Origin of the sequence: uncultured Roseobacter sp., from assembly GCF_947495025.1 — a bacterium.
Taxonomy (GTDB): domain Bacteria; phylum Pseudomonadota; class Alphaproteobacteria; order Rhodobacterales; family Rhodobacteraceae; genus Roseobacter.
This window is the reverse complement of the sequence record NZ_CANLXG010000002.1, coordinates 273,526-297,067: the sequence shown is the minus strand read 5'-3', so window position 1 is coordinate 297,067 and position 23,542 is coordinate 273,526. Positions and strand designations below refer to the sequence as shown.

The 23,542-nt window shown below is 59.2% G+C and carries 23 protein-coding genes, 1 tRNA gene and 1 pseudogene; 15 read left to right on the top strand and 10 right to left on the bottom strand.

Annotated features, from left to right (window positions below; translation table 11 throughout):
• Nucleotides 1-79: 79 nt before the first annotated feature.
• Nucleotides 80-403 (top strand): alcohol dehydrogenase catalytic domain-containing protein, encoded by a 324-nt coding sequence (locus Q0792_RS09550; RefSeq protein WP_298839448.1) that lies wholly within the window; start codon nt 80-82, stop codon nt 401-403.
• 103 nt (nt 404-506) lie between these two features.
• On the opposite strand, the gene Q0792_RS09545 is transcribed toward Q0792_RS09550, so the two are convergent.
• Genes Q0792_RS09545 through Q0792_RS09535 form a run of 3 tightly spaced genes read right to left on the bottom strand, consistent with a single transcriptional unit; the run spans nt 507 to nt 2,023 of the window.
• Nucleotides 507-914: a hypothetical protein gene (locus Q0792_RS09545; RefSeq protein WP_298839445.1), complete on the bottom strand. Its 408-nt coding sequence runs from the start codon at nt 912-914 to the stop codon at nt 507-509.
• Nucleotides 915-963: 49 nt separating this feature from the next.
• On the bottom strand, nt 964-1,431 hold the full coding sequence (locus Q0792_RS09540) for a nuclear transport factor 2 family protein (RefSeq protein ID WP_298839442.1): 468 nt from the start codon (nt 1,429-1,431) through the stop codon (nt 964-966).
• A gap of 49 nt (nt 1,432-1,480) precedes the next feature.
• The gene (locus tag Q0792_RS09535; RefSeq protein ID WP_298839440.1) at nt 1,481-2,023 is read right to left on the bottom strand and encodes a redoxin domain-containing protein; all 543 of its coding nucleotides are present in this window, start codon (nt 2,021-2,023) and stop codon (nt 1,481-1,483) included.
• Between the two features lie 70 nt (nt 2,024-2,093).
• Here Q0792_RS09535 and Q0792_RS09530 point away from each other — a divergent pair, with 70 nt between their 5' ends.
• The 3 genes and pseudogenes from Q0792_RS09530 to Q0792_RS09520 form a co-directional block, all read left to right on the top strand.
• Nucleotides 2,094-2,711: a TetR/AcrR family transcriptional regulator gene (locus Q0792_RS09530; protein WP_298839438.1), complete on the top strand. Its 618-nt coding sequence runs from the start codon at nt 2,094-2,096 to the stop codon at nt 2,709-2,711.
• A 601-nt stretch (nt 2,712-3,312) separates the two neighbouring features.
• The gene (locus Q0792_RS09525) at nt 3,313-4,317 is read left to right on the top strand and encodes an ABC transporter substrate-binding protein (protein ID WP_298839435.1); all 1,005 of its coding nucleotides are present in this window, start codon (nt 3,313-3,315) and stop codon (nt 4,315-4,317) included.
• Nucleotides 4,318-4,430: 113 nt separating this feature from the next.
• Nucleotides 4,431-4,719 (top strand): annotated as a pseudogene (locus Q0792_RS09520) (ATP-binding cassette domain-containing protein); the annotation flags it as partial.
• 223 nt (nt 4,720-4,942) lie between these two features.
• On the opposite strand, the gene Q0792_RS09515 reads toward Q0792_RS09520, so the two are convergent.
• Nucleotides 4,943-5,308: a hypothetical protein gene (locus Q0792_RS09515; RefSeq protein ID WP_298839432.1), complete on the bottom strand. Its 366-nt coding sequence runs from the start codon at nt 5,306-5,308 to the stop codon at nt 4,943-4,945.
• Nucleotides 5,309-5,557: 249 nt separating this feature from the next.
• On the opposite strand from Q0792_RS09515, the gene Q0792_RS09510 reads away from it, so the two are divergent.
• From Q0792_RS09510 to Q0792_RS09485, 6 genes are all read left to right on the top strand, one after another.
• Entirely contained in the window at nt 5,558-6,328 is a 771-nt protein-coding gene (locus Q0792_RS09510) for an IclR family transcriptional regulator (RefSeq protein WP_298839428.1), read from the top strand.
• A gap of 119 nt (nt 6,329-6,447) precedes the next feature.
• Nucleotides 6,448-7,764, top strand: a complete 1,317-nt coding sequence (locus Q0792_RS09505) for an FAD-binding oxidoreductase (RefSeq protein ID WP_298839425.1) — start codon at nt 6,448-6,450, stop codon at nt 7,762-7,764.
• Nucleotides 7,764-8,111, top strand: coding sequence for a cupin domain-containing protein (locus tag Q0792_RS09500; protein WP_298839422.1), 348 nt, complete (start codon nt 7,764-7,766; stop codon nt 8,109-8,111). Before Q0792_RS09505 ends, Q0792_RS09500 begins: the two co-directional genes overlap by 1 nt.
• A 167-nt stretch (nt 8,112-8,278) precedes the next feature.
• Entirely contained in the window at nt 8,279-9,169 is an 891-nt protein-coding gene (locus Q0792_RS09495; RefSeq protein WP_298839419.1) for a sterol desaturase family protein, read from the top strand.
• An 86-nt stretch (nt 9,170-9,255) separates the two neighbouring features.
• A complete protein-coding gene (locus Q0792_RS09490; RefSeq protein ID WP_298839416.1) occupies nt 9,256-10,005 on the top strand; it encodes a 3-methyl-2-oxobutanoate hydroxymethyltransferase in 750 nt (249 codons plus the stop codon).
• Between the two features lie 6 nt (nt 10,006-10,011).
• Nucleotides 10,012-10,971 (top strand): PDR/VanB family oxidoreductase, encoded by a 960-nt coding sequence (locus Q0792_RS09485; protein WP_298839413.1) that lies wholly within the window; start codon nt 10,012-10,014, stop codon nt 10,969-10,971.
• A gap of 495 nt (nt 10,972-11,466) precedes the next feature.
• Here the strand turns inward: Q0792_RS09485 and Q0792_RS09480 are convergent.
• From Q0792_RS09480 to Q0792_RS09470, 3 genes are all read right to left on the bottom strand, one after another.
• Nucleotides 11,467-11,541: transfer RNA gene (locus Q0792_RS09480), tRNA-Gln, on the bottom strand.
• A 113-nt stretch (nt 11,542-11,654) separates the two neighbouring features.
• On the bottom strand, nt 11,655-12,647 hold the full coding sequence (locus tag Q0792_RS09475; RefSeq protein ID WP_298839410.1) for an NADPH:quinone reductase: 993 nt from the start codon (nt 12,645-12,647) through the stop codon (nt 11,655-11,657).
• Nucleotides 12,648-12,728: 81 nt separating this feature from the next.
• On the bottom strand, nt 12,729-13,184 hold the full coding sequence (locus Q0792_RS09470) for an SH3 domain-containing protein (protein WP_298841820.1): 456 nt from the start codon (nt 13,182-13,184) through the stop codon (nt 12,729-12,731).
• A 168-nt stretch (nt 13,185-13,352) separates the two neighbouring features.
• Between Q0792_RS09470 and Q0792_RS09465 the strand changes: the two genes are divergently transcribed.
• The 5 genes from Q0792_RS09465 to Q0792_RS09445 all read left to right on the top strand — a co-directional run bounded on the left by Q0792_RS09465 (nt 13,353) and on the right by Q0792_RS09445 (nt 20,868).
• Entirely contained in the window at nt 13,353-14,339 is a 987-nt protein-coding gene (locus tag Q0792_RS09465) for a D-glycerate dehydrogenase (protein WP_298839407.1), read from the top strand.
• A 25-nt stretch (nt 14,340-14,364) separates the two neighbouring features.
• Nucleotides 14,365-16,143, top strand: coding sequence for a gamma-glutamyltransferase (gene ggt, locus Q0792_RS09460; RefSeq protein ID WP_298839405.1), 1,779 nt, complete (start codon nt 14,365-14,367; stop codon nt 16,141-16,143).
• A 25-nt stretch (nt 16,144-16,168) separates the two neighbouring features.
• Nucleotides 16,169-17,578: an FAD-linked oxidase C-terminal domain-containing protein gene (locus Q0792_RS09455; protein ID WP_298839402.1), complete on the top strand. Its 1,410-nt coding sequence runs from the start codon at nt 16,169-16,171 to the stop codon at nt 17,576-17,578.
• Nucleotides 17,562-18,236, top strand: coding sequence for a spondin domain-containing protein (locus Q0792_RS09450; RefSeq protein ID WP_298839399.1), 675 nt, complete (start codon nt 17,562-17,564; stop codon nt 18,234-18,236). Before Q0792_RS09455 ends, Q0792_RS09450 begins: the two co-directional genes overlap by 17 nt.
• A gap of 130 nt (nt 18,237-18,366) precedes the next feature.
• Nucleotides 18,367-20,868, top strand: coding sequence for an FAD-dependent oxidoreductase (locus Q0792_RS09445; protein ID WP_298839397.1), 2,502 nt, complete (start codon nt 18,367-18,369; stop codon nt 20,866-20,868).
• Here the strand turns inward: Q0792_RS09445 and Q0792_RS09440 are convergent.
• Genes Q0792_RS09440 through Q0792_RS09430 form a run of 3 tightly spaced genes read right to left on the bottom strand, consistent with a single transcriptional unit; the run spans nt 20,865 to nt 23,523 of the window.
• Nucleotides 20,865-21,515 (bottom strand): DUF938 domain-containing protein, encoded by a 651-nt coding sequence (locus Q0792_RS09440; RefSeq protein ID WP_298839394.1) that lies wholly within the window; start codon nt 21,513-21,515, stop codon nt 20,865-20,867. The two genes, Q0792_RS09445 and Q0792_RS09440, sit on opposite strands and share 4 nt — an antisense overlap.
• The gene (locus tag Q0792_RS09435; RefSeq protein WP_298839391.1) at nt 21,512-22,588 is read right to left on the bottom strand and encodes an FAD-binding oxidoreductase; all 1,077 of its coding nucleotides are present in this window, start codon (nt 22,586-22,588) and stop codon (nt 21,512-21,514) included. Before Q0792_RS09435 ends, Q0792_RS09440 begins: the two co-directional genes overlap by 4 nt.
• Complete coding sequence (locus Q0792_RS09430; protein WP_298839389.1) at nt 22,585-23,523, bottom strand: aldo/keto reductase; 939 nt, start codon at nt 23,521-23,523, stop codon at nt 22,585-22,587. The genes Q0792_RS09435 and Q0792_RS09430 overlap by 4 nt, the downstream gene beginning before the upstream one ends.
• Nucleotides 23,524-23,542 lie beyond the last annotated feature (19 nt).

Sequence of the window (23,542 nt, the reverse complement as noted above, 5' to 3'; positions counted from 1 at the left end):
CAAGATGCCAATACGCTACGTGATCTTGCGAAAAGGCACCAGTAGTCTTGCGGGGACACTCGCTTCGAAAGGATAAGTTATGCCCACCATCGCACAATTTGACACGCCTGGAGGACCCGAGAAAATCGAGCTGGTCGAACGGCCCGTTCAGCCGCTGGCGGCCGATGAAGTGCAAGTCCGCATGCGCGCGGCAGGCCTTAATCGGGCAGAGTTGCTTTATGTCGCTGGTCTCTATCTCGTCGAGCCACCTGTCCCACATGCACCCCTGGGTGCAGCAGGCGCAGGAGAAATCATCAGCGTTGATTCTGGTGTAACTGAATTCGGTGAAAGTGACAGGGTCTGTGCGGACCGTCGTCGCGGTATTTCCAACCCGATTGCGGCCAGGTCAGAGCCAAAATCGTAGATTCCAGTTAACAGAACAAGAATCCCATGAGCAGTCACGGTCTGTTCCCCTGGTTTTTGCAGCACAGTTGTGCGGAGCCAGGAGACACATCGCGACGCATTGCTCAGCCGTCTGTCGCATCGCTGCGCGTCATGATGATCTCGCGGACGATCTGCCAACGGCCGTCTTCGAACACGAAGTCTATGCTGAGCGAGATGAGTTGATATCGCCCGGTCGCGTTATTCTTTCGGCTGACGACAATGTGCCCGTGCGTGTCATCGGCCTCGACCAGATGGTATTTTACCCACGGATCGTCGTCCTTCAGCGCCCCCATGTTGTCTCTGATAAAGGCCATGAATCCTGCCTTGTCGTTGCGCATCAGGGTGCCGTCATTCAGTAAAAGACAGGTCTGCATGTCGCGGTGATACAGGTTATCCAACACTTCAAACGAGTGCCCGGAGACACCATAGATCAATCCGTTCAATGCCTCTTTGACGGCGGTCGCGTTCGGGTGGTTTTCTGTCATTGCCATTGTCTTTTTCCTTCGAAAATTTCGGATATCGGGGGCATTGGCGCGTTGGCTACTCAGCTGCATAGTTGCTGAACATATCCAGCACGATCCGCCACGGCTCACTCTCGCCTGCCCGCTCAAGGACATAGATGTAAGAACCTTCAAGCTGGAAGCCGTGGCTTTCGACTGAGGCCCGCGTCACGCCTTTCATGACGGCCAGTCTGCCGTCGTCAGAGATGAAAAGGTCTTCTACGGTGTGAGATAACCTGCCATTGTTTTCGCTCATGAAGGTGATGGTCTGGCGAGGAACTCCGTCTCGCCCCTGGCTCGGTCGCGTTGCTGGTGCGATCCAGAACGCGTCTTCGTCATAGAGAGCGATCAGGCCGGCCGCGTCATGTGATGCTGCAAGCTGGTTGAAGCGGTCGTTAAAGGCAATCAGGCTTTCGCGTGTTTCGTCCCGGGCCGTCGTTTCGGCAATAACAGGCAGCGCCAGGGAGAAAATGACGGCAATAGCGGAGAGGGCGGATATCAAGCGCATGAGCTTGTCCTTTCAGATCAGTACAGTGATTTCGGTCAGTTGTGAGGTTTTATCCAGGTGCGGCGCGTGTTCCCCGAATGGGATAGTTGTTTTCGGGATTGCGGATGAAGCGAAGACCGCCGAGCAGAGTTTTCAGGTCTGGCCGTGCAAACGGCGCGTTTGAAATGTCGGTCACCTGGATCTGGCCATGTGCATTGACGACGAAGATACCTGGCTCAGCAAAGGGACGATCCGTTTCCTTCGGAGACCTTGGGTCGGACACGTAGAGCCCGAGCTTGTACATCTGGTCGACGCTCAGACCATAACTAACAGGGTAGTCTGGCTGCACAGAACTGATCTGGTCTTTTGCTTTGTCTTCCGGGTCGGCAGAGATGGCTACGACATCCAATCCAAGCGCGTGAAATTCTGGCAGGAGTGCCTGAAGCTCCTTCAGATAGCTTGTGCACATCGGGCAGTGTTTGCCGCGATATACGACCACCACCTGCCAGTCGCGACCTTCCTGTGGAACACCTGGCGTCAGTTTGCCCCCACCCAGTCTGGCTACGGACATTACCGGAAACGGCGATCCGGCAGGCAATTTTTGTGACGGCATGATCTGGTCCTTGTATTTTGTGATGATCGTTATAAAATATAGATACGCCAAAACGTCAAGGGATTTTGTAATGAGCGTTACAAAAAAAGTTGGAAGACCTAAAGCCTTCGATCGCGACAATGCCCTGGCCAAAGCAACCGGCGTGTTCTGGAAGCAGGGATATGAAGGCGCGTCGATGAAGCTGCTCACAGATGCGATGGGGATAAACAGCCCGAGCCTTTATGCCGAGTTCGGTGATAAGCACGGCCTCTATCTGGAAGCCATCAACAGCTATGCGACAAACGATGCATGCACACCTCTTGTCGCACTGGAAACCGAGCCAGACATAACTCAGGCAGTCCGGGCATTTTTCGAGGCGGTGATTGACTACTCAACACATCATGCGAGCGGGGCAAAAGGCTGCTTCCTCGTATCCTGTGTTGCGACAAGTGCTGGACATGTCGAGGGAACGGCAGAGTTGTTGCGTGATGCGATTACATCGACAGACAGTCGTATCAAAGCCCGTTTTGACCATGAAATTGAACTCGGCAACCTGCCCCGAGAATTCCCGAGCGCTGATCGCGCAAAGCTTATGTTCGATCTCAGGCAGGGGATGGTGTTCCGCGCGCGGGCCGGGTTCGATGACAGTGATCTCACTGGCGATACAGAGAAATACGTCAGCTCGGTTCTGGCAAAGCCCGAAAACTGATATGAGTGCCAGACACAGCGCGTGGACGCACTGCAACTGCCAAAGCGTCGTGGCCTGGGCCATTAAATCGCGCATCAGTCAGCGGCCCCGTTGACCTAAGGCGGCGCCGCGCGATGCTGACGTCGCGCGCCTCTCCTCGATCGTTTTCCGCATTGTTGAACGGAGCGGACCTTGTGATATCTGACCCCGGGCTCCGGGCGCGCTCCATCCGGGAACGTCGTGAATGCTGGCCGGTTTTCGTTCGGCCACGCAGGCGTCCTGGATTCAGCAAGGGCAGGATCCGGGTATCCGGGTCATTGCCCTGTTTCCCTGCGGTGCGCGTGCCGAAAGACTGCAACCAGCGCCAGTTTTGCCGGGTAGCCCGTCACCGCGCCAAAGATCAGCTGCATCCTGAACAGCCCTGCAACCACTCGTGCAATCAGCAGAGCGCAATCAGAACCCACAGAGCCGGGATGTCGTGTGAGAGGCAATTGTTCTGATGTCGGTGCAATTTCAGCCGTTTTGGAGCTGGCTCTGACGGCAAGAAGAATTTTCTTGAAATTTCATTTTGTGAAATTTAGGTTTGATATTGCGAAACAAAACTGCTCAGGGAGAGTATACGATGATCAGAACGACAACGATCGGCTTTGCTGCAGGGGTTGCGATGACCCTGTCGGGCCAGGCGGCCATTGCTGACGGCCACGAAGAAATCACGGTCGCCTATTTCCTGGAATGGCCGATGCCTTTCCTTGCGGCCAAAGCATCCGGAGCCTTTGATGAGGCACTTGGAAAGAAAGTAAACTGGGTCAGCTTCGAGACCGGAACGGCAATGTCTGCAGCGATGGCTTCGGGCGACGTTCAGATTGCCGTATCTCAGGGTGTTCCGCCTTTCGTGGTGGCAACCTCTGGTGGGCAGGACCTGCAGATCATCGACGTTGCAGTGAGCTATTCAGAGAATGACAACTGCGTGGTGCATGCCGATCTTGAGATCGACAAGGCCTCTGCGGGCGAGCTGGCAGGTAAGAAGGTTGCCGTCCCTCTCGGGACCGCGGCCCACTATGGCTTCCTGCGCCAGATGGCCCATTTCGGTGTCCCCCTGGAGAGCCTGCAGGTTGTTGACATGGCGCCGCCTGAAGGGGCCGCTGCACTGAGCCAGAAGGCGGTTGATTTCGCTTGCGGTTACGGCGGTGGCCTGACCCGTATGAAAGAATACGGTAACGTGCTGCTGACGGGTGCGGAAAAGGAAGAAGTCGGCATTCTGGTGTTTGATGTCATCTCCGCGCCGGCTTCCTATATTGCCGAGAACGGCGATGAAGTGGCCAGGTTCCTGTCGGTCGTAACCAGGGAGAATGAGCGCTACAACTCCGGTGCTGGTGGCGAGGAAATGATCGAAGTGGTCGCCAAAGAAGCGGGTATGGATGTGCCTGCGGCCAAGGATGCGCTCTCCGGGATGAAGATGCTGCCTGCGGATGTCGCACTGTCCGATGCCTGGCTGGGCGGCAATGCCGCTTCCTTTATGAAGGGTGTGGCAGACGTCTTCGTTGAGGCAGGATCCATAGACTCGGCGCTCGACAGTTATGAAGGCACGATCAACACCGGCCCGCTCGAAGCCGCCCGGGGTATGTAAACCGGTGGGTAATGCGGCCCCGAGGGGCCGCATTTTTCTGTGCTTCACAGCGATGAAAGAGGTGGGGTAACCCATCCGCTGCGTCATCAGACGAACTCGGAAAGCCAAAGACAGTGACCGGACTGAAAACAGATACACTATCCATTCACTCTGATCTTCCGAAGGGAGATCATGTTCAGGCGCTGCAGGATGAATCTCCGGATCTCAGGGCGGACGAGCTGCCGAGCGTTGCGGGGCCGTCCGGATGCGGCAAGACCACGTCTGAACATCGTGGCAGGTTTTCTGGCGCCGACTGCGAGGGAACGGATCCCGAACTGGCACAGGGTCACCGGGCCGGACACCGAGCGCGTCATTGCGTTCCAGCAGGGCGCACCATTTGAGTGGATGCCTGTGCGAGAGAACTTCTGTTCTGGTCCACGACATGCTGATGTCCAGAACCGGGCGCATGAACTTTCCCCGGAAGAGCAGAGGCCGAGCCTTTCCCTCCCGGGTTCTCCCTGAGACACGTAACCGTGTTTCAGATCATAACTGGCCGCGCTTCGTGCGCGGCCTTTTTTCTGACTGTTTGGATGTCGCACCGGAGAGTATGTTCACGCCGGGCCGCCAGGTTGCGATCGCGTGACGGTTACTGTGGCTTCCAAAATCCATCTGACAGGTCTGTAGCTGTTATCGGCGAGGCACTTGCCACGATGCCGGGATCTCCCGGTCCAGTCGACTTTCCAACTAAAACCCGGGCACGCCCCGCCGTGTTGGGTTTGCCACGAAACGCCTCAACTGGCGCGGGGGATGCCGCCCGGGCGGTCGCCGGCATCTCAACCGGGCCGTCCTTGCCTGACAGCGCTTCGATCAGGTTGCTAACCACGTCCGGCAGGCCGTCACCTACCTGGCCTGCAAAGACGGGAATGCGGCCAGCACCGCCACCGGGAACAACACCAACCTTGCCTGCACCCAGTGCCGGACGATGCATCATGCGCGCCGTGACGCCGCCCATCTGCAAGATATCCGGGTGTGCGGCCTGTGTGCCATCCGGTCCCCCGGTGCACACAGCTCTCCGGATTACTGACCGGCCTCTGAATTCATCTGTTCCTGCCAGGCTTCGCGGCAATATCAATAAGCCATATTGAGAAACATACACTTTGTGATGCGACCCTTATGAGTACTGGAGATGGGGCAACATTGTGGTTGCCGCGCAACCGGAAAGTCTGCCAGATAAGGCCCGGAGCCGAGGGGGATCACAGACATGTCGCGTGAAGTACAAAGCTCGATCATTCAGAAAAGTGTTGCTGTGATAAACCTGCTGGCCCAGCACAGGGGCCGGCTGTCGCAGACCGAGATTGCGCAGGAGACGGGCTTCAACAAAAGCTCGACCCACCGCATCCTTGCGATCCTCATGGGGCAGGGGCTGGTCGAGTTTGACGAAAGGGACAAGACCTATACCACCGGGCCATTGCTGATCAGCTGGGCGCGCGCGGCGTGGGAAAAGATGGACCTGAGCCTCGTGGACGATCAGGACCTGCGCGATCTGATGACAGAGACGGGCATGAATGTCGCCCTTGGGGTTCGCATCGAACACACCGCAACATTCATTCGTACCAATATTCCTCATCCTTACCGGCTCGCTGTAAAGGCAGGGGGGCAGTCGGAACTGCACAATACGGCGGTTGGAAAAGTGTTCCTGGCACATATGACCGCGGAGGAACGCGACGCCTACTTTAAAGTCGCCGACCTTGACAAGTTCACCGAGACCACGCTGACAACCCGCCGCGATATTGAGGCAGGTCTGCCGGGTATCCGCAGCAAAGGATATGCGGTGTCGGACCGCGAGGAGTTCTATCAGGTGGTAGGCATTGCAGCACCGATCTTTGACCATGACGGGCGTGTTCTGGCCGCAATCAGTCTGTGGATCCCGCTGCGGATTGCCTCTTTGGACCAGCTTTTGGCCTGTGTTCCGAGTCTGCTTGCCAGGACAAAGGAGATATCGGCTAGATTTGGCCTTTTGACAGGGGACTAGGCCGCCGGGAGACGGCCACAGGCGCCTGATGCAAAGTTGTGTATTGCGAAACTGAATTTTTGCATTACAAATGTTGGTGCGCAAGCATGCGTGTTGAATCTCTTTGCTAGGACCTGCAATTGATACCGGAAGACATTCACTGGAACCGAACTGCGCCGCCACCTCCGACCTGCGAAAAGCTCGGCGGGAACCATAAATCGGATGTTGTTATCATTGGCGCGGGCCTCACCGGTCTGCGCACCGCAATCTCGCTGGCCGAAGCTGGTGTCGATACCGCGGTGCTGGATGCCGAAAAGATCGGTTTCGGCTCCTCAGGGCGCAGCGGAGGGCAGTGCAACCCGATCTGGCGGGCGACGCCGGCTCAGCTGCACAAAAAATTTGGCAGTCAACAGGCAGAGAGGCTGATCAGCACGACACTTTCCTGTGCAGATGATCTTTTCGACGACATCCGGCGTTATGAAATTGACTGCGGGGCCGAACAGAACGGCTGGATACAGGCCGCGCATACGTGCAAGGCCGCAGATGGACTGAAAGAGCTATATGCTTCCTGGCTGGACGTCGGCGCGAGAATTTCGGTGCAGACGACCTCCCAGACACATGCTTCTGTGGGTTCGGATGCCTATAATTTTTCGCTCCATCACGAAAAGGGCGGGTTTGTTCAGCCACTCGCGCTGACGCGTGGTTTTGCCTGGGCCGCGCAGAAGGCCGGTGCCCGGCTGTATGAGCAGACACCGGCCGGGAAAGCCGATCGCAAGGGGCAGAAATGGTGCATCACCACTTCCCATGGCAGCATTACTGCCGACACTGTGATCCTGACCACCAATGCGTATACGGATGATCTGTGGCCGGGGCTGCGTCAGACCATGCTGCCGATGTACTCGATTTCCCTGGCGACGGCGCCGCTCTCGCCGGATCAGCAGGCACAGGTGCTGCCAGGGCGCAGAACCATCTCTGACACCCGGCTGGCAATTTTTTACGCACGCTATGACGCGGGTAATCGCCTGATATTTGGCTGTGTCGGAAGCAACGACAGTGCGCGAACGCTGGGCGGCGTGGGCCGGTTGCTGAGTGGTATGCATACAGTTTTCCCGGCACTCAAAGACATAGACATAGAATGCACCTGGGCTGGTCGCATAGGCGTAACACAGGACATGATGCCGCGTATGCACGCGCCTGCGCCCGGCGTGCTGGCCGGTGTCGGTTTCAGTGGTCGGGGGATCGCGATGACATCGGTTATGGGGCGCAGCCTGGCCCGTAAGGTGCTTGGCGGACACAATGACGATCTGCCGTTCCCTGTCTCGGAAATTTCGCCGATTCCGTTCCATGCACTCTCGCGCCGGCTTGTGCCACTGATGGCCCCCTCCATGTCCATGAAGGATCGCGCAAGTGTAGCCTGGGACCGCCTTATGCCATCGACATCGAAGGAAGACAGCTGATGCAATTCGTGAAATTTGCCGAACAGGATATCGAGCCGTTCAAAAAGGAATTTGCGGAGGACATCGTCGAAGGCACTCCGGAGCAGAACGTGTGGAACTATTTCACGGGGGCAGACGGCACGGTTAAATCCGGCATGTGGGACAGCACTGCAGGTGTGTTCAGAGGGCCCATGAACAATCAGATCGAATTCTGCCAGATCCTCGAAGGGGACGCCCGGATCGAGACGGCGGATGGCGCATCGCACACGGTGAAGGCCGGTGATGCCTTTATAATGGACAACGGCCTGCAACCTGTCTGGCATGTCGGGAAATACATCCGGAAATACTACGTCATCGTGTCTGTCTGATCTGAACAGCGAAGAGAACGAGGCTCACGATGGCAAAGACGAACACAAACCGAACTGTCAGAGTTCCCCCGGGTCCGTCGCAGGCGTGGAATTTTCATCCTTCATTGCCGATCTCTGTGTCGCCGCTTTTCGATCTGCCGCCAAAACCCAGGGCGGCCATTGCCTGGGTGATCGGCACCTGGTTCAAAATGGCCCCGCCGGTAAGCCACGTCCTGCTCGCTTTGATCACGGTCGCGTTCCTTCTCCCGGCAGCGCCCACCATGCAGAAAACTGACGCTGGCTGGATGCTGCAAGTGGCGGCAATCAACTTTGGCTGGTCAGTTTTGCTTGGCGGAGCACTTCACCTCTATCTCTATGTTTTTGCGGCCCAGGAGACGCGGCTCAAGTTCGACATTCGCCCGATGGAGAAATCCAGCCGCTTCACTTTTGGAAATCAGGTGTGGGACAATATTTTCTGGAGCCTCGGGTCGTCCGTGGTGCTCTGGACGCTCTGGACCATCCTGTATTTTCATGCGGCAGCAAATGGCTGGGTGCCAACGCTCACCGGCATTGGCCAGTCACCCGTATGGTTCGTGCTGTTCTTCTTCGTGATCCGCTTCTGGCAGTCGTTCCATTTCTACTGGATCCACCGGCTGATTCATATGCCGCTGCTGTTCAGGCATGTGCACTCGCTTCACCACCGAAACGTCAACGTGGGTCCGTGGTCAGGCCTTGCCATGCACCCTGTTGAAGGGTTTCTCTATTTCTCAGGCATCCTGATCCACTTCGTTCTGCCGTCTCATCCGATCCATGTGATTTTTCACATGTTCTCTCTGGGCCTCGGCGCGCTTTATTCCCACTCAGGCTTCGAAAAAATTCTGTTCGGCAACACTGCGGACATGAAAGCCGGATCATTCCACCACCAACTGCATCACAGGTACTTTGAGTGTAACTATGGCTCAGAAGAAATGCCCCTGGATCGCTGGTTCGGCAGTTTTCACGATGGAACAGAAGCGGCCACCAGACGCATCCGCGCCCGCAAGAAACTCATATTCGCACCGAGACAGAAACATCCGTGAAACACATATTTACATACGGCGGGCACCCCGCACAGCGGCATCTGACAATCGGCTGCATCCTCGGGAACAAGGCGGCAGGCAGACGCATGACGCAAGTGACCGCCTTTGATGCCGGGGAAGCTGCCGCTGCTGCCGATGCGGGCATCGATACTGTGACGGTGGGGTGTGAGACAGTTGAAGAGATCCGTGCGGCAGCACCTCATATATTCATAACTGCTGCTCAGGCAACGAGAGAGCATGTGACCGAGGATCAGGCGCTGGGCGGCGCGATTGACGCGATGGTAAAGGGGGCGGATGCGGTCTATACGCCCAGATCGCTCAGCCATATCGAGCGTATTGCCCGCGAGGGCATCAGCGTGCAGGGCCATGCAGGCCTGTTCCCGGCGCGCTCCACGCAGGTTGGTGGTCTTCGTACAGTGGGCAAAACGGCGGACGAGGCGCTCGATCTGCTTTGCCGTTTCCGCCGGCTTGAGGATGCAGGCGCCTATTCGGTCGAGGTGGAATGCGTGGCCGGGGACGCATTGGCCGAGATCGGCAGGTATTCAAGACTGGTCACAGTGACGATTGGCGCCGGATCATCCGGCGACATCATTCTGTCCTATATGTCCGATCTCAGCGGCGACACGCCGGCACCACCCCGTCACGCCCGGGCCTTTGGCGATGTGGGCAAAATTCGCCGGCAACTCCGCGCCGAGCGGGCAAAAGCGCTGCAGGGGTACCGCGCAGCGGTGATGGACGGTTCTTTTCCGGATGCTGAGACGACGATATTCATGTCGGGGCACGAGCTGGACAAGCTCAGGGAAGGGCTCGACAAATTTCAACCAGTCCACAGGTGACCTGCCATGGTTCTGATTAATGTCGAGGTCCGGAAGATCACCCGGGAGGCCGAGGGTGTCCGGTCCTTCGTGCTGGCGAGGAGGAGCCGTCTTAATTTTCCCCGATATACTCCCGGATCTCACATCGACGTGCATTGTGGAGAGGGGATCATCCGACAGTATTCTCTCTGTGGTGATCCGGCAGATCGCCGACATCTGATGATTGCCGTCAGGCAGGTGTATCCGTCGCGCGGCGGCTCAGACCTGATGCATAAGGTCGTGGAAGAAGGCGACCGGTTGGAAATCGGTGCTCCCCGCAACAATTTTCCGCTTGTCGAAGATGCCCCTCACAGCGTTCTGCTGGCTGCGGGCATCGGGATCACGCCGATCATCGCGATGGCAGACAGGCTGCATGCTCTTGGCAGTTCGTTTGAGATGCACTATTTCTCCCGCGCGCCCGGGCACACCGCTTTCCGCAGGCGCCTGACGCACGGCGACTTTGGCGACAGGGTCTCCTTTCACGAAGGGCTGGACCCTGCCCGGACGGGCGAGGTTCTTGATGGTGTTCTGGGGTACCGGGTGGACGCGGCACGGGTCTACATCTGCGGTCCTGGCCCGTTTATGGACCGCGCCAGAGAGGCGGCACAGGGCGCCTGGCCGGAAGACAGTATCCATCTGGAACGGTTCGCTGCCAAAACCGCACTGGCCGGTGCTCCGGCGCATCCTTTCTCCGTAACTCTTGCCCGAAGAAACCTGACCCTGGAGGTCGGGCGGGATCAGACCATTCTGGAAGTGCTGGAGGAAAACGGGATCGACACAGCATTTTCCTGCGAGCAGGGCGTCTGTGGAACCTGTGTTACAGACGTGTTGAGCGGTACTCCGGAACACCGGGACAGTTTCCTGTCAAGAGGCCAGCGCGAAAGCGGTCAGGTGATCTGCCTTTGCGTTTCCCGCGCAGTCGGTGACAGGATTGTGCTGGACCTCTGACAACAGGCTGCCTGTGCCTGCCCTCCTGAATTAAGGTAACGGGTTCGTTTTCGCAAACCGGCTGCAGATGTCGCAGTTACGACGTTTGGAGAAAACAGTCAGTGTATGGCCTGCGTCCTCAGACCCGGCGGCAGTCTGAAGAGCAAAAATACCTGCCGTGCAGAAAGCCGAAACAGGTGCCATCTGTTGGCCGATTAAGTGCGTCGAACCACACCCCTGGTGTTCGCCCGGGTGCAGGGAGATCAGATACGATGCACCTGTACCGGGCCTGCGCGATCCGCTCTGACGATGAGAGTTTTTTGCAGGTTGCGGGGGTAGGGGACCTTCCGTCCAGACCAATAGGCTCCTGTATCCGAAGCAATTGGCCATCGCCTTGCCCGCCTCTGACCATTGCCAGGAGGCCCGTCCGGTTCAGATACGATGTGCAATCCCGGAAGGCATGCGTTGTTACCCGAGAAAGTCCTGGGTTTCAGCGGATGTCACATCAGGTGTGAGTGGCTGGGATGGTAGGATTCGAACCTACGGTACACTGTACCAAAAACAGTTGCCTTACCACTTGGCTACATCCCAACGTGGTGCGGTAATTAAGCCCATGACGCGCGACGCGCAAGACCCGTTTTCCAGAAAAACGCATTAACCTGAGTGCCGGTCGGGACGATGGCCGAACCGTCCGATTGATGGCCTCAGGCCCGGACGTCGATCAGGACGGCCCCCGTGCGACTGCCTCTTTCAACCAGTTCATGCGCCCGGGCAGTTTCTGCCAGAGGAACCTTTTCTGCGACCGGGCAGTGCAGCGCGCCGGCGGTGACCGCATCATGCAGCCTGTCAATACAGGCGTGTCGCTGTGGATCGGGCAGAATGTAGATGAGGCTGATATCAATACTGACCGCCTTGAACAGCAAGGATCCGAACGGGATTTCCGGCGTCATGTTCAGGGCCGACCCATAAACAGCAACCGTTCCACATGGGGCGATGACTTCGGCTGTTACGCCGATATTTGCGCCGAATTCAACTTCGATGATCCGGTCCACTTCGCGCCCCGCGTTTGCCTGCAGGATCTGAGCGGCACAGTCGCGAGCGGCGTAATCGATCACTGCATCCGCTCCCGCGTCGCGGCAACGCCCGATGCCGGCGCCACGCGCAGTAGCAATCACATGTGCACCGCCCCGTTTGGCCAGCTGTACAGCAAGATAGCCAACAGTGCCGGCACCACCCTGTACCAGCAGCGTCTTGCCGGCGACGTCACCACCACCGAAAACCACCTGCGCCGCGGTCAGGCCGGGAATGCCCATAACGGCACCCTGTTCATCGCTCATGGCATCGGGCATCGGCACGGCCTGCGCCTCCGGAAGTGTTATGGTTTCTGCCGCAGTGCCGAACGGCCGTTGCCATTGCCCGTTCCAGATCCAGACGCGCTGACCGATGCGCGCGGGATCTACGCCCGGTCCCGCTTTGGTGATGACCCCTGCGCCGTCGCTGTGGGGGATGATCGTCGGAAAAGGCGGATGGGTCACACCGGGCCGCGCTCCGCTGCGTGCTTTGACGTCTGACGGGTTTACAGCTGAGTAAACGAGCGAAACAGCGACCTCGCCCTGACCGGGCGCGGTACTGTCCTGTTCCGCGAGGGTCAGAACGTCAGCTGCCGGGCCAAAACGGTCGTAGGTTATTGCGCGCATGTCGGTTCCTTTGTGGGTCGGTTTCAGAAAACCGGATGACGTACACGCCTGGAAAGGCGCATGTTATCTGTGTTCGCCCGGTCAGTCCCGGATTTCGTCTGCGGCCACGCCCCACAGGTGGTCTTTGCGCGCCCAGCCCCGGTAGCCTCCTGACCTGAGCTGACACCAGCTCTCTTCACATTTGCCGAGCCGCGCAATAACGCCCAGTTCCAGCGCTGCGGCAACCGGCGCATCGGTGTCCGGTCGCTGGTGAAGGGTCAGCATATCGTGTTCGACGATGACCGTCCGGACACCTGACAGAAGGGAATAATGGACCCATCCGCCCTGGCCTTCGCGGTCTTCGACCCTGCGCCAGTGTCCGTGTTCTGCGGTAATCTGAAGTGGCATGTCCCGGCGGGTGAACACCCAGTCGATTCTGTGTGTCAGCGACGGTCCGCGACGCACATTCCCTTCAGAAGCCTTCATCGACACATAGCGCGGCAAAGGCAGATTGGTCACAGGACCTGTCTGTGATGCCGTTGCAGATACGAACGTCATTGCCGACAGGATCAGACCGGCCAAAATCCGGCGGAATACTCTGGTCATCAAACACAGCCTGTAATTCTTATTTTGCTCATAACTTGGTGCGGGGTTCTTGTGCCTCGTCACCAGTTCCGTCACCATGCCATGAAAACAGAACGTTCGCCAAGTCCCGGGAGGCCCAGAATGTCAAAGCCGCGGTTGAGTGTTGTTGTGACGCGACGGTTGCCCGAAGCGGTCGAAACCAGACTTTGTGAGCTGTTCGATGTCACGCTGCGCGACAGTGATGAGCCTATGACCCGCGAAGAGCTGGCTGCGGCGGTGCGCGAGGCAGATGTTCTTGTGCCGACTGTGACCGATACAATCGACGCGCCGCTGATCGGCCAGGCGGGGGACCGCCTGAAACTGATTGCGAACTATGGTGCTGGTGTGGACCACATTGATGTCGCAACAGCCCGCCAGCGGGGCGTGCTGGTGTCCAACACACCTGGCGTTCTGACGGATGACACGGCTGATATGACCATGGCGCTGATCCTGGCCGTGCTGCGCCGCATGTCCGAGGGCCTGGCGGTGATGCAGGCGGACGAATGGAACGGTTGGGCGCCGAATGCTTTTCTGGGCGGGCGGGTCGGCGGGCGCAGGCTGGGCATACTGGGTATGGGCCGGATCGGACAAGCCGTTGCCCGGCGGGCCACCGCGTTCGGCATGCAGGTGCACTATCATAACCGCCGCCGCCTGCGTCCCGAGCAGGAGGCCGCACTCGATGCCACATGGTGGGAAAGCCTGGATCAGATGGTCGCGCGGATGGATGTCATTTCGATCAACTGTCCGGCGACACCGTCGACGTTCCATCTTATGAATGCGCGCCGTCTTAAGCTGCTGAAACCAGAGGCTGTGATCGTAAATACCTCGCGTGGCGAGGTGATCGACGAAAATGCGCTGACCCGGATGCTGCGCGCGGGTGAAATCGCAGGCGCAGGACTCGATGTCTACGAACATGGCACCCAGGCGAATCCACGCCTGCGTGAGCTGCGCAATGTGGTACTCTTGCCGCACATGGGTTCGGCCACCCGCGAAGGACGGATGGAGATGGGTGAAAAAGTCATCATCAACATCAAGACCTTCGATGACGGCCACCGGCCACCGGATCAGGTGGTTCCGTCCATGCTGTAATCAATGTCACCCGAAAGGACCGATCATGCGATTTTCTGCTGCTCTTCTTGCTCTTTCAGTTGCCACAGCCGCACAGGCCCAGCAGGCCGCCGATGCGGTGCAGCCCGAAGCGGCCACACAAGGCGCTTTTGAGGCGCTTTCCCCGGAGATTTCGGCGGCATTCGCGGCCAAGGCCGCCCGCCAGCCTGTTGAGGCATCTCAGTGGATGGTCGCCGCGGCCAACCCCCTCGCGGTCCAGGCCGGTGCTGACATTCTGGCACAGGGTGGCACGGCTGCGGATGCTCTGGTTGCCGTGCAGGCGATGCTCGGTCTGGTCGAGCCGCAGTCATCTGGTCTCGGTGGCGGTGCGTTTCTTGTCTATTACGATGCGGCAACAGAGACCCTGACCACACTCGATGGGCGGGAAACCGCGCCTTTGGATGCGACCCCCCGATTGTTTCAGGATTCTGCGGGCGAGCCGCTGAAATTCTTCGACGCGGTTGTCGGTGGGCTGTCCGTCGGGACGCCCGGCACACCCGCGCTTATGGGTGAGGTACATGCCAGGTGGGGCGCTCTGGAATGGCAGAACCTCCTGACCCCTGCCATCGAAACCGCCGAGCAGGGTTTTGCGGTTTCGCCACGTCTTGCAGCTCTTGTGGAATCGGACGCGGAGCGGCTGGGGCGTTTCCCGGAGACTGCGGCATATTTCCTGCCCGAAGGGGTGCCGCTCGCGGTCGGAGACACGCTTGAGAACCCTCAGTACGCTGAAACCCTGCGCCTGATGGCACGAGGCGGCGCTGACGCCTTTTACACCGGCGACATCGCGCGGGATATCGTGGCAACCGTGCAGTCCGCTCCGGGCAATCCTGGTGTGTTGTCTGAAACGGATCTGAGTATCTATGAGGTCAAAGAACGCGCACCGGTCTGTGTGACCTACCGTGCCCATGACGTCTGTGGCATGGGCCCGCCATCATCGGGTGCACTGACGGTCGGTCAGATCCTGGGCATGCTTGAAGGCTATGATCTCTCAGCGGGCCCCGGTGATGCACAGGTGCGCAGACTGATCGGGGATGCGTCGCGCCTCGCGTTCGCCGACAGGGGCCGTTACATGGCGGACAGCGATTTTGTCCCGGTGCCTGCGGTGGGTCTTGTTGATCCCGCATATCTTGCAGAACGCGCAGCACAGCTGGGTGGGCAAAGCGCTCTGACAGAGGTTGCCCCGGGCAATCCTGCGTTCGATCATGCCCTGAACTATGCTGATGACGCGTCGATCGAGCTTCCGTCCACCTCGCATATTTCGATTGTGGATGCGGCCGGAAATGTGGCGTCGATGACAACAACCATCGAAAACGGCTTCGGCAGCCGGCTGATGGTGCGCGGTTTCCTCCTGAACAACGAACTGACGGACTTCTCATTCCGCTCACACAGCGAGGGTGTGCCGATTGCCAACAGGGTAGAACCCGGCAAGCGCCCGAGATCTTCTATGGCGCCGACCATTGTGATGAAAGATGACGCCCCGGTTCTTGCCATTGGCAGCCCGGGCGGCAGCCGGATCATCGGATATGTGGCCGAGAGCATTATCGCGCATCTCGACTGGGGAATGAATATTCAGGAAGCCGTGTCCGTTCCGCACGCTGTAAACCGCTTCGGCACATATGATGTAGAGGCCGGTACCGGTGCCGAAAGTCTGACTGGGCCGCTCACGGATCTGGGGTTTGAAGTGAACGCCCGCGCGCTGACCTCGGGTTTACATGCGATTGCCATCGGTGAAACACTGCAGGGCGGTGCCGACCCGCGACGCGAAGGCATTGCGCTCGGGCGCTGATGGCAAAGCACTGAAGGAGACAGCATTGGCAGGCATCGTATCGCTTCCACGCAATGAGACGGGTATCGAAACCGTCACCGGCATTCTGAAACAGAGCTTTGGCGAACGGCTTCAGACCGGCCAGTCCATCCGTGAGCAGCATGGGCACACGACCACCTGGATAGAAAACCAGGCGCCTGATGCCGTTGTCTTCCCACACAGCACCGTCGAAGTGTCGGACATCGTCAAGGTCTGCGCCACGCATGATGTACCGGTCATTCCTTATGGCACGGGTACGTCGCTTGAGGGGCATGTGAACGCTCCCGCAGGCGGGATCTGTATTGATCTCAGCCAGATGAACGCAGTTCTGGAGGTCAATGCCGACGATCTGGATTGTCGTGTTCAGCCCGGCGTCACGCGCGAGGATCTTAACACGTGGTTGCGCGATAAAGGACTGTTCTTTCCGATTGATCCCGGAGCCAATGCGTCGCTTGGCGGTATGGCGTCTACGCGCGCCTCGGGCACCAATGCGGTGCGCTATGGTACGATGAAAGACAATGTGCTTGCGGTCGAGGCCGTAATGGCGGACGGGCGGGTGATCCGGACCGGCACCCGGGCGCGAAAATCTTCGGCCGGGTACGACCTGACCCGCCTGCTGGTCGGCAGCGAGGGAACGCTGGGCATCATCACCGAGATCACACTGCGCCTGCAGGGCATCCCGGAGGCCATCAGCTCTGCCCGGTGTTCGTTTCCGACAGTGGATGCGGCCTGCCGGGCCGTCACCGCTGTAATCCAGTACGGCGTCCCGGTCGCACGTATCGAACTGCTGGACACGACGATGGTGCAGGCGGTGAATGGGTATTCAGCGCTGGGGCTGCCTGAAACACCACTGCTGCTGCTGGAATTCCATGGCACCAAAACCGGCGTGGAGGAGCAGGCAGCCATCTTTGGCGCGATTGCCGCTGATCAGGGAGGTTCCGGCTTTGAGGCGACGTCCACGCCCGAGGAGCGCAACCGCCTGTGGAAAGCACGGCACGATGCCTATTGGGCAATGCTGCAATACCGGCCGGGTGCCAAAGGTGTGGCGACCGATGCCTGCGTGCCCATTTCCAAACTGGCTGACTGCGTTAACGCGGCACAGGAGCGTGCCGCAGAGCTGGGTCTTGTTGCGCCGATTGTGGGGCACGCGGGTGACGGCAATTTTCACGTCACGCCTCTGGTCTTTATGGATGACCCCGAAGAGGTCGCGAAGGCACAGGATTTTGTCAGCTGGCTGAGTGATCTTGCGATTTCTGTGGGCGGGACATGTACCGGTGAACACGGAATCGGGCAGGGCAAACAGAAATACCTTGAGGCAGAACTGGGTGATGCGACCCTCGTGATGAGCGCGATCAAGGCGGCCCTTGATCCGGCGAATATTATGAACCCGGGAAAGATCTTTGCCCCGCAGGAATAACCGCTTCAGGCAAGCGGCGCGGCATCTTCTGGCGGCCGCCGTACTTGCTGCGACCAGCGCCGTGCCGGGCGCTGCGCAGGATGCAGCATATTCCGTAACCGTCACGCTGAACTGGTCCACAGACACCGCAGCGACCCTGCCAGAGGGCGCTCACTGGTCGCGGCTGATCGCTTTTGCCCATTCGGATCGCTACCAGTTGTTCAAAGACGGTGACACCGCATCCAGCGGGCTGGCGCTGGTCGCGACGAACGGGCGAACAGGAGTGCTGGAGGCAGAACTGACCGAAGGTGCCAGGCGTGGGCGTGTTGGCGAGCACATCGTCGTTCCGGGATCAGAGGGGGGCGTTGCAACCTTTGGGTTCACTCTTCCGGTCACCGAAAAACACCATTTTGTCTCGCTTGCAACGATGCTGGCACCAAGCCCGGACTGGTTTTCGGGCGTCTCCGGGGTCAGACTGCGCTCAGAGGATGCGTGGCGCGAACAGGTCAGCGTACCTTTGTGGGTCTGGGATGCGGGTGCTGACAGCGGACCGGAGTTCTCCAGCTCAAATGCGCCAACGCAGCCCAGGCAGTCTGTGCGGCTTCTGACGCATCCTGCGTTTCTGCAGACCGATGGATTGCGTCCGGTTGGCACAGTTGTGTTTGATCTCCTCCGCTGAGGACCTGCTGCCAGGGAAATCCTGTGCCGGAAAGGTCGTTTTTGCGCGCCGTGCGGTCGGCTCAGCAGGGCGAAAGTGCGCCGCTCTTTTCTAGAAATAGCTCAGGATTGCAGGTCGAGGGAGTCGGGCCATGAAAACGCAGGTGAAAGCACTGGTTGTTGGCGGTGGTGCCGTGGGCACATCTATCGCATATCACCTCGCCAGAGCCGGCTGGGACGATGTAATGCTGCTGGAGCGGGATGAGCTGACGTCCGGGTCGACCTGGCATGCGGCGGGTCTTCTGCCCTATTTCAATATGTCCTATGCCACGACCCACATTCACGACTATTCGATCCGTTTTTACAAAACGCTGGAAGAAGAAACCGGTCTGAATGCGGGCTTTGCGGTCGTTGGCAATCTGCGTATGGCGCAGACACAGGAGCGGATGGACGAATATATGCTCTATGCATCCACCGCCGAAACCTGCGGTGTACCCTATCAGTGGATGACGCCTGACGAGATCAAAGCGAAATGGCCGCTTATCCGCACCGAGGACCTCAAAGGCGCGCTCTACCACCATACTGACGGCTACATAAATCCTGCGGATGTCACGATGGCGATGGCCAAGGGCGCGCGCCAGCGCGGCGTGATGATCGAGCGGAAATGGCAGGCAGATGCCTTTCACTGGAATGGCACGCACTGGGAAGTGACGGCCACAAAGATGGTAGAAAGGGGCGGTAACCTGGTGCCGTCTGACGAACAGATCGTTATCACGGCAGAACACGTGGTCACGGCCTCGGGCAACCATGCTCAGCGCACCGCGCAGATGCTGGGTATCAAAATTCCGGCGATCCCCGTCGAGCACCAGTTCATTGTGATGGATCAGGACCCGGAACTGGTGAAGTTCCGCGCAGAAGGCAATGTGGAACACCCCGTTGTGCGGGACGCCGACGCTCAGTCCTATGTGCGCGAAGAGCGGGGTGGCTGGATCCTCGGCGTGTATGAGAAAAACGCGCCGGCGCGGTTTGAATATGGCGTGCCGGACAGCTTCCGTGCGGATCTCTTCCAGCTTGATCTGGAGCGGATTGAAGAACAGTACCTCGCCATGATCCACCGCATCCCGTCATGCGAGGAAAGCGGCCTCAAGGACGATTTCAACGGCCCGATCTGCTATACACCGGATGGCAACCCGCTGGTTGGACCCGCCCCGGGTATGCGCAACATGTGGCTGGCTGAGGGGTTCTCCTTCGGGATAACTGCGGCGGGCGGCACCGGCTATTATCTTGCGCAGCTGATGGTTGATGGTGAGGCCGAGATCGACATGGCCTCGCTTGATCCGAAACGCTACGGCGACTGGATGACGACTGAATTCGCGGCGCGCAAGAACGAGGAGTGCTATGAGCACGTCTATATTCTGCACCACCCCGATGAAGAGCGTCCGGCCTGCCGCCCGCTGCGCACGTCACCAGCCTATGATCGTCAGGCCGCGCGCGGCGCGCAGTTCGGCTGGGTCAACGGGTGGGAGCGGCCGAACTATTTCGGGCCCCTCGATGCTCCGGATGACTTTGATCACAATGCCCGTTCCTTCCGTCGTGGTGGCTGGTGGCAATACGCCGTCGAAGAAGCGAAAGCGATCCGCGAGGGCGTCGGTCTCATTGATGCCACAGCCTTTACCAAACACGTCGTTCGGGGGCCGGGCGCTACTCAGTTTCTCGACTGGTTCACCTGTAACAGGCTCCCATCGGTCGGACGGATCAACCTGACCTATGCGCTGACAGGTCACGGCACAACGCGGACTGAATACACCATCGTGCGGCTGGCACAGGATGAATACTATCTCGTCTCAGCAGGGGCCTGGACGGCCTATGATGCCGACTACCTGCGCAAGGCCATCGAGGATAAGGCGCCGGAGTTTGGCTATATCGAATGTCACGACGTGACGACACAATGGGGTGTCTTTGCGATTGCCGGGCCGAAATCCCGCGATGTGCTGAACGAGATTGTCAAAGAAGCCGACCCCGCGACGGTATTGTCGAACAAACGGTTCCCCTGGCTGACCATGCGCAACATCGAACTGGGTATGTGCCCGGTGCGTGCGATCCGCGTAGCCTATACAGGCGAGCTGGGCTGGGAGCTGCATCACCCGATCGAAATGCAGAATTACCTTTTTGATCAGCTGGAAAAAGCCGGCGAAAAACATGGGATGAAACTGGTCGGTGCGCGTGCGCAAAACTGGCTGCGGCAGGAGAAATCCTATCGCGCTTTCGGCACCGAGCTTGGGCGGGATGCAACACCGATTGAGGCTGACCTGCCCCGGTTTGTTGACCTGACCAAAGACTTCCATGGCCGGGAAAAGCTTGAGGAAACCGGTGTGCGCGCAAGATGCTGTACGCTGCTTATTGACGGGCCGGATGATGCCGATCCGTGGGGACGCGAGGTGCTCTATCATGGCGAAACCCGGGTTGGTCGACTGACGTCCGGTGGCTATTCGGTGCACTTCGGCAAATCTATCGGCATGGGCTATGTAACGCCTGATCTGGCCAGGCCGGGCACAAAGCTGAAGGTCAAGATACTGGATCAGCTGTGGGACGCTGAAGTTGTCGAAGACAGCCCCTATGATCCGAAAAACGCCCGGATCCGGATCGACGGCTAGGCTCGTCTGGCGACAAAGGCGAGGTTGTTCGCAGGCATTTCCAGGCGGGTGATGTCTGCAAGACCGGCCTCTTTCAGCCAGCTGTCGATATCCGCATCGTTCTTGTAGCCAATCGCCGGATCGGCGCGGCGCAGGTCCGCATCAAACCGGCTGTCACCCTCGCTGGTCAGCGTGCCATCGCGGCGGAACGGGCCGTAGATCACAAACGTACCTCCAGGGGCCAGCGCCTGTGCGGTTTCGGCGATCACGGTGCAGGTCGCCGGGGTGCTGATCAGATGCAGCAGGTTGATGACCACTGTCAGGCTGAAACCATTTCTGGTTTCTGACCATCCGGGTTTGGTGGCGTCGAGCATCTGTGCCGCGCGGATATTCTCCAGGCCGCTTTCAACCGCATAGGCGTCAATACTGGCCATTCTGTCGCGGGCGATTTCAGTCGGGTGCCAGATCAGTCCTGGCATCTGTCGCGCAAAGGAAACGATGTGCTGCCCCGTACCGCTGGCCAGCTCCAGCGCCAGGCCCGTTTCCGGCGCGTGTTGCACCAGCATTCCGGTCAGCGCCGCCGCGTTCCGCATCGCCGCAGGGGCATGCATTTTGACCCCGGTGATTGGTGTGGCCACGCTGGCGCTGGGCGGCAGGCGGCCGGTCATCGCAGCCGCTCAGGCCGCAGTGCGGCGATACTGTTTGCGGCAAGTCGGGGGGGCCTGCCGAAGACCATATCCGCCACGAGCTGCGAGGCCGCCGGAGCGGTCTGCATACCGTAGCCACCCTGGCCTGCGCACCAGACAAACGAGGGGATATCCGGATCGGGGCCCAGCACGAGCGTGCGGTCGGGAGCAAAGCTGCGCAGGCCGGCCCAGTTGGACAGCATGCGCGATACCGGCTCGGTCACAACTTCTTCGTACAAAGCAATACCCTCAGCGAGTGTCATATCCTCGGCCCATGCATCGTGCGGGTCAACGGGATCTTCGTCTGCGGGTGACACCAGCAGTGCACCGGCGTCCGGTTTTGCGTACCAGCTTTCGCTGACGCCAAAAAACATCGGCCATCCGCTGACATCGTGACCTGCCGGGGCGGCGACCCGCGCCATAGACCGCCGGTAAGGTACGATGCCCATTGGTCTGATGCCTGCCAGTCCGGCCACTTCATCCGCCCAGGCCCCCGCGGCATTGACCAGGATATCTGTGGACCATTCGTCATCAGCGCTTTGCAGCGACCAAAGCGCATCTTCGTGCGAAATAGCAGTGATCCGCTGGCTTACAACGACCCTGCCGCCATTGGCGCGTAGCGTGCGGGCAAAGCCCTGAAGCAACCGGTCGGTATCAATATCATGCGCATCTGCATGCCACGCGGCCAGGGTTACATAGCCGGGATCAAGGACAGGCACTTTCGCACAGGCGTCAGCGACGGAAATCCGGTGAACGCCCATTGCGGCCACGTCAGCATCGAAAGCCTCTTTGTCCTTGTCGTTTGCAACGATCATCAGGCCGCGGGGCGTGAGGTATCCGCCGTCGTGACCGCGCAGATAGTCCACACTGGCACGGTTCAGCGCCTGAACCGATGGCGCACCATAGTTCTGTTCAATCAGCGCCGCCGACCGTCCCGAAGCATGATACCCAAGGGAATCCTCGGCCTCGATTACGGTCACCTCTGCGTCCGCAGACAACCGGGCGGCAACGGACAGGCCAGCGATACCGCCTCCGATGACCAGGATCCGCGTCATGACTGTTCTTCGAGGCGATCCGTTGCGGGTGGCGGTGTCGGGCTGAGGGCCGCGAGGCGGGCATACAGTTCCGCGTCCATCCTGAAACTGAGCGCGTCCAGAGACGGTCGCAGCTGTTCCGCGTTCCGGGCTGAAATGATCGGCGTTGGCCCGCTGTCGTGCGCGGCCGCCCAGGCGACTGCGAGCGTTGCGACGTGCGTGCCGGTCTCGGACGCAATTTCGCCAAGGCTTACCGCGGCCTCGTGCATCCAGCCCGGCCCGTAACGCCGTGCGTATCCGTCATCCTCTGTCAGGCGCCCGGACGCACCTGCAGCGTATTTGCCCGTCAGCAAGCCGCCGCCCAGCGGGGAATAGGGCGCGCAGGCAACCTTCTGGTCGGCGCACATCGGCAGGATTTCCACCTCTGCCTGCCGTTTCACAAGGTTATACATGGGTTGCAGAATATCGATGGTCTCTCCGAGTTTTTCGGCAATACTGATCGCCTTCATCACCTGCCAGGCAGCAAAATTGGACAGGCCGATGTATCTGATCCGACCGGATTGTTTCAGCCCGGCGAGCGCTTCGATACTCTCCTGCAGGTCCGTGTCCGGGTCAAAGCGGTGCATATACAGCACGTCGATCACATCCAGCCCGAGGCGTTTCTGAGAGACTCCGAAACTGTTCAGAATGTTCTGCCGGGACCCGCCGCCGTCATAGGCGGCTTTGGTTGCGATCAGCATGGTGTCGCGCCGGTTGCCGATCATCGATCCAAGCAGCTCTTCTGATGCACCGCCGTTGTACACATAGGCAGTGTCAAAATGGTTTATGCCTGCATCAAGGCTGGCCTCAAACATCTCGCGGGAAGCGGCTTGGTCTGCGCGTCCGCCAAACTGCATTGTGCCGAAAGCAAGCCTGCTTACGGGGGTTCCGTCGGGGGTGGTCAGTCGTTTTTCCATACACTCAGAAGTGGCATGT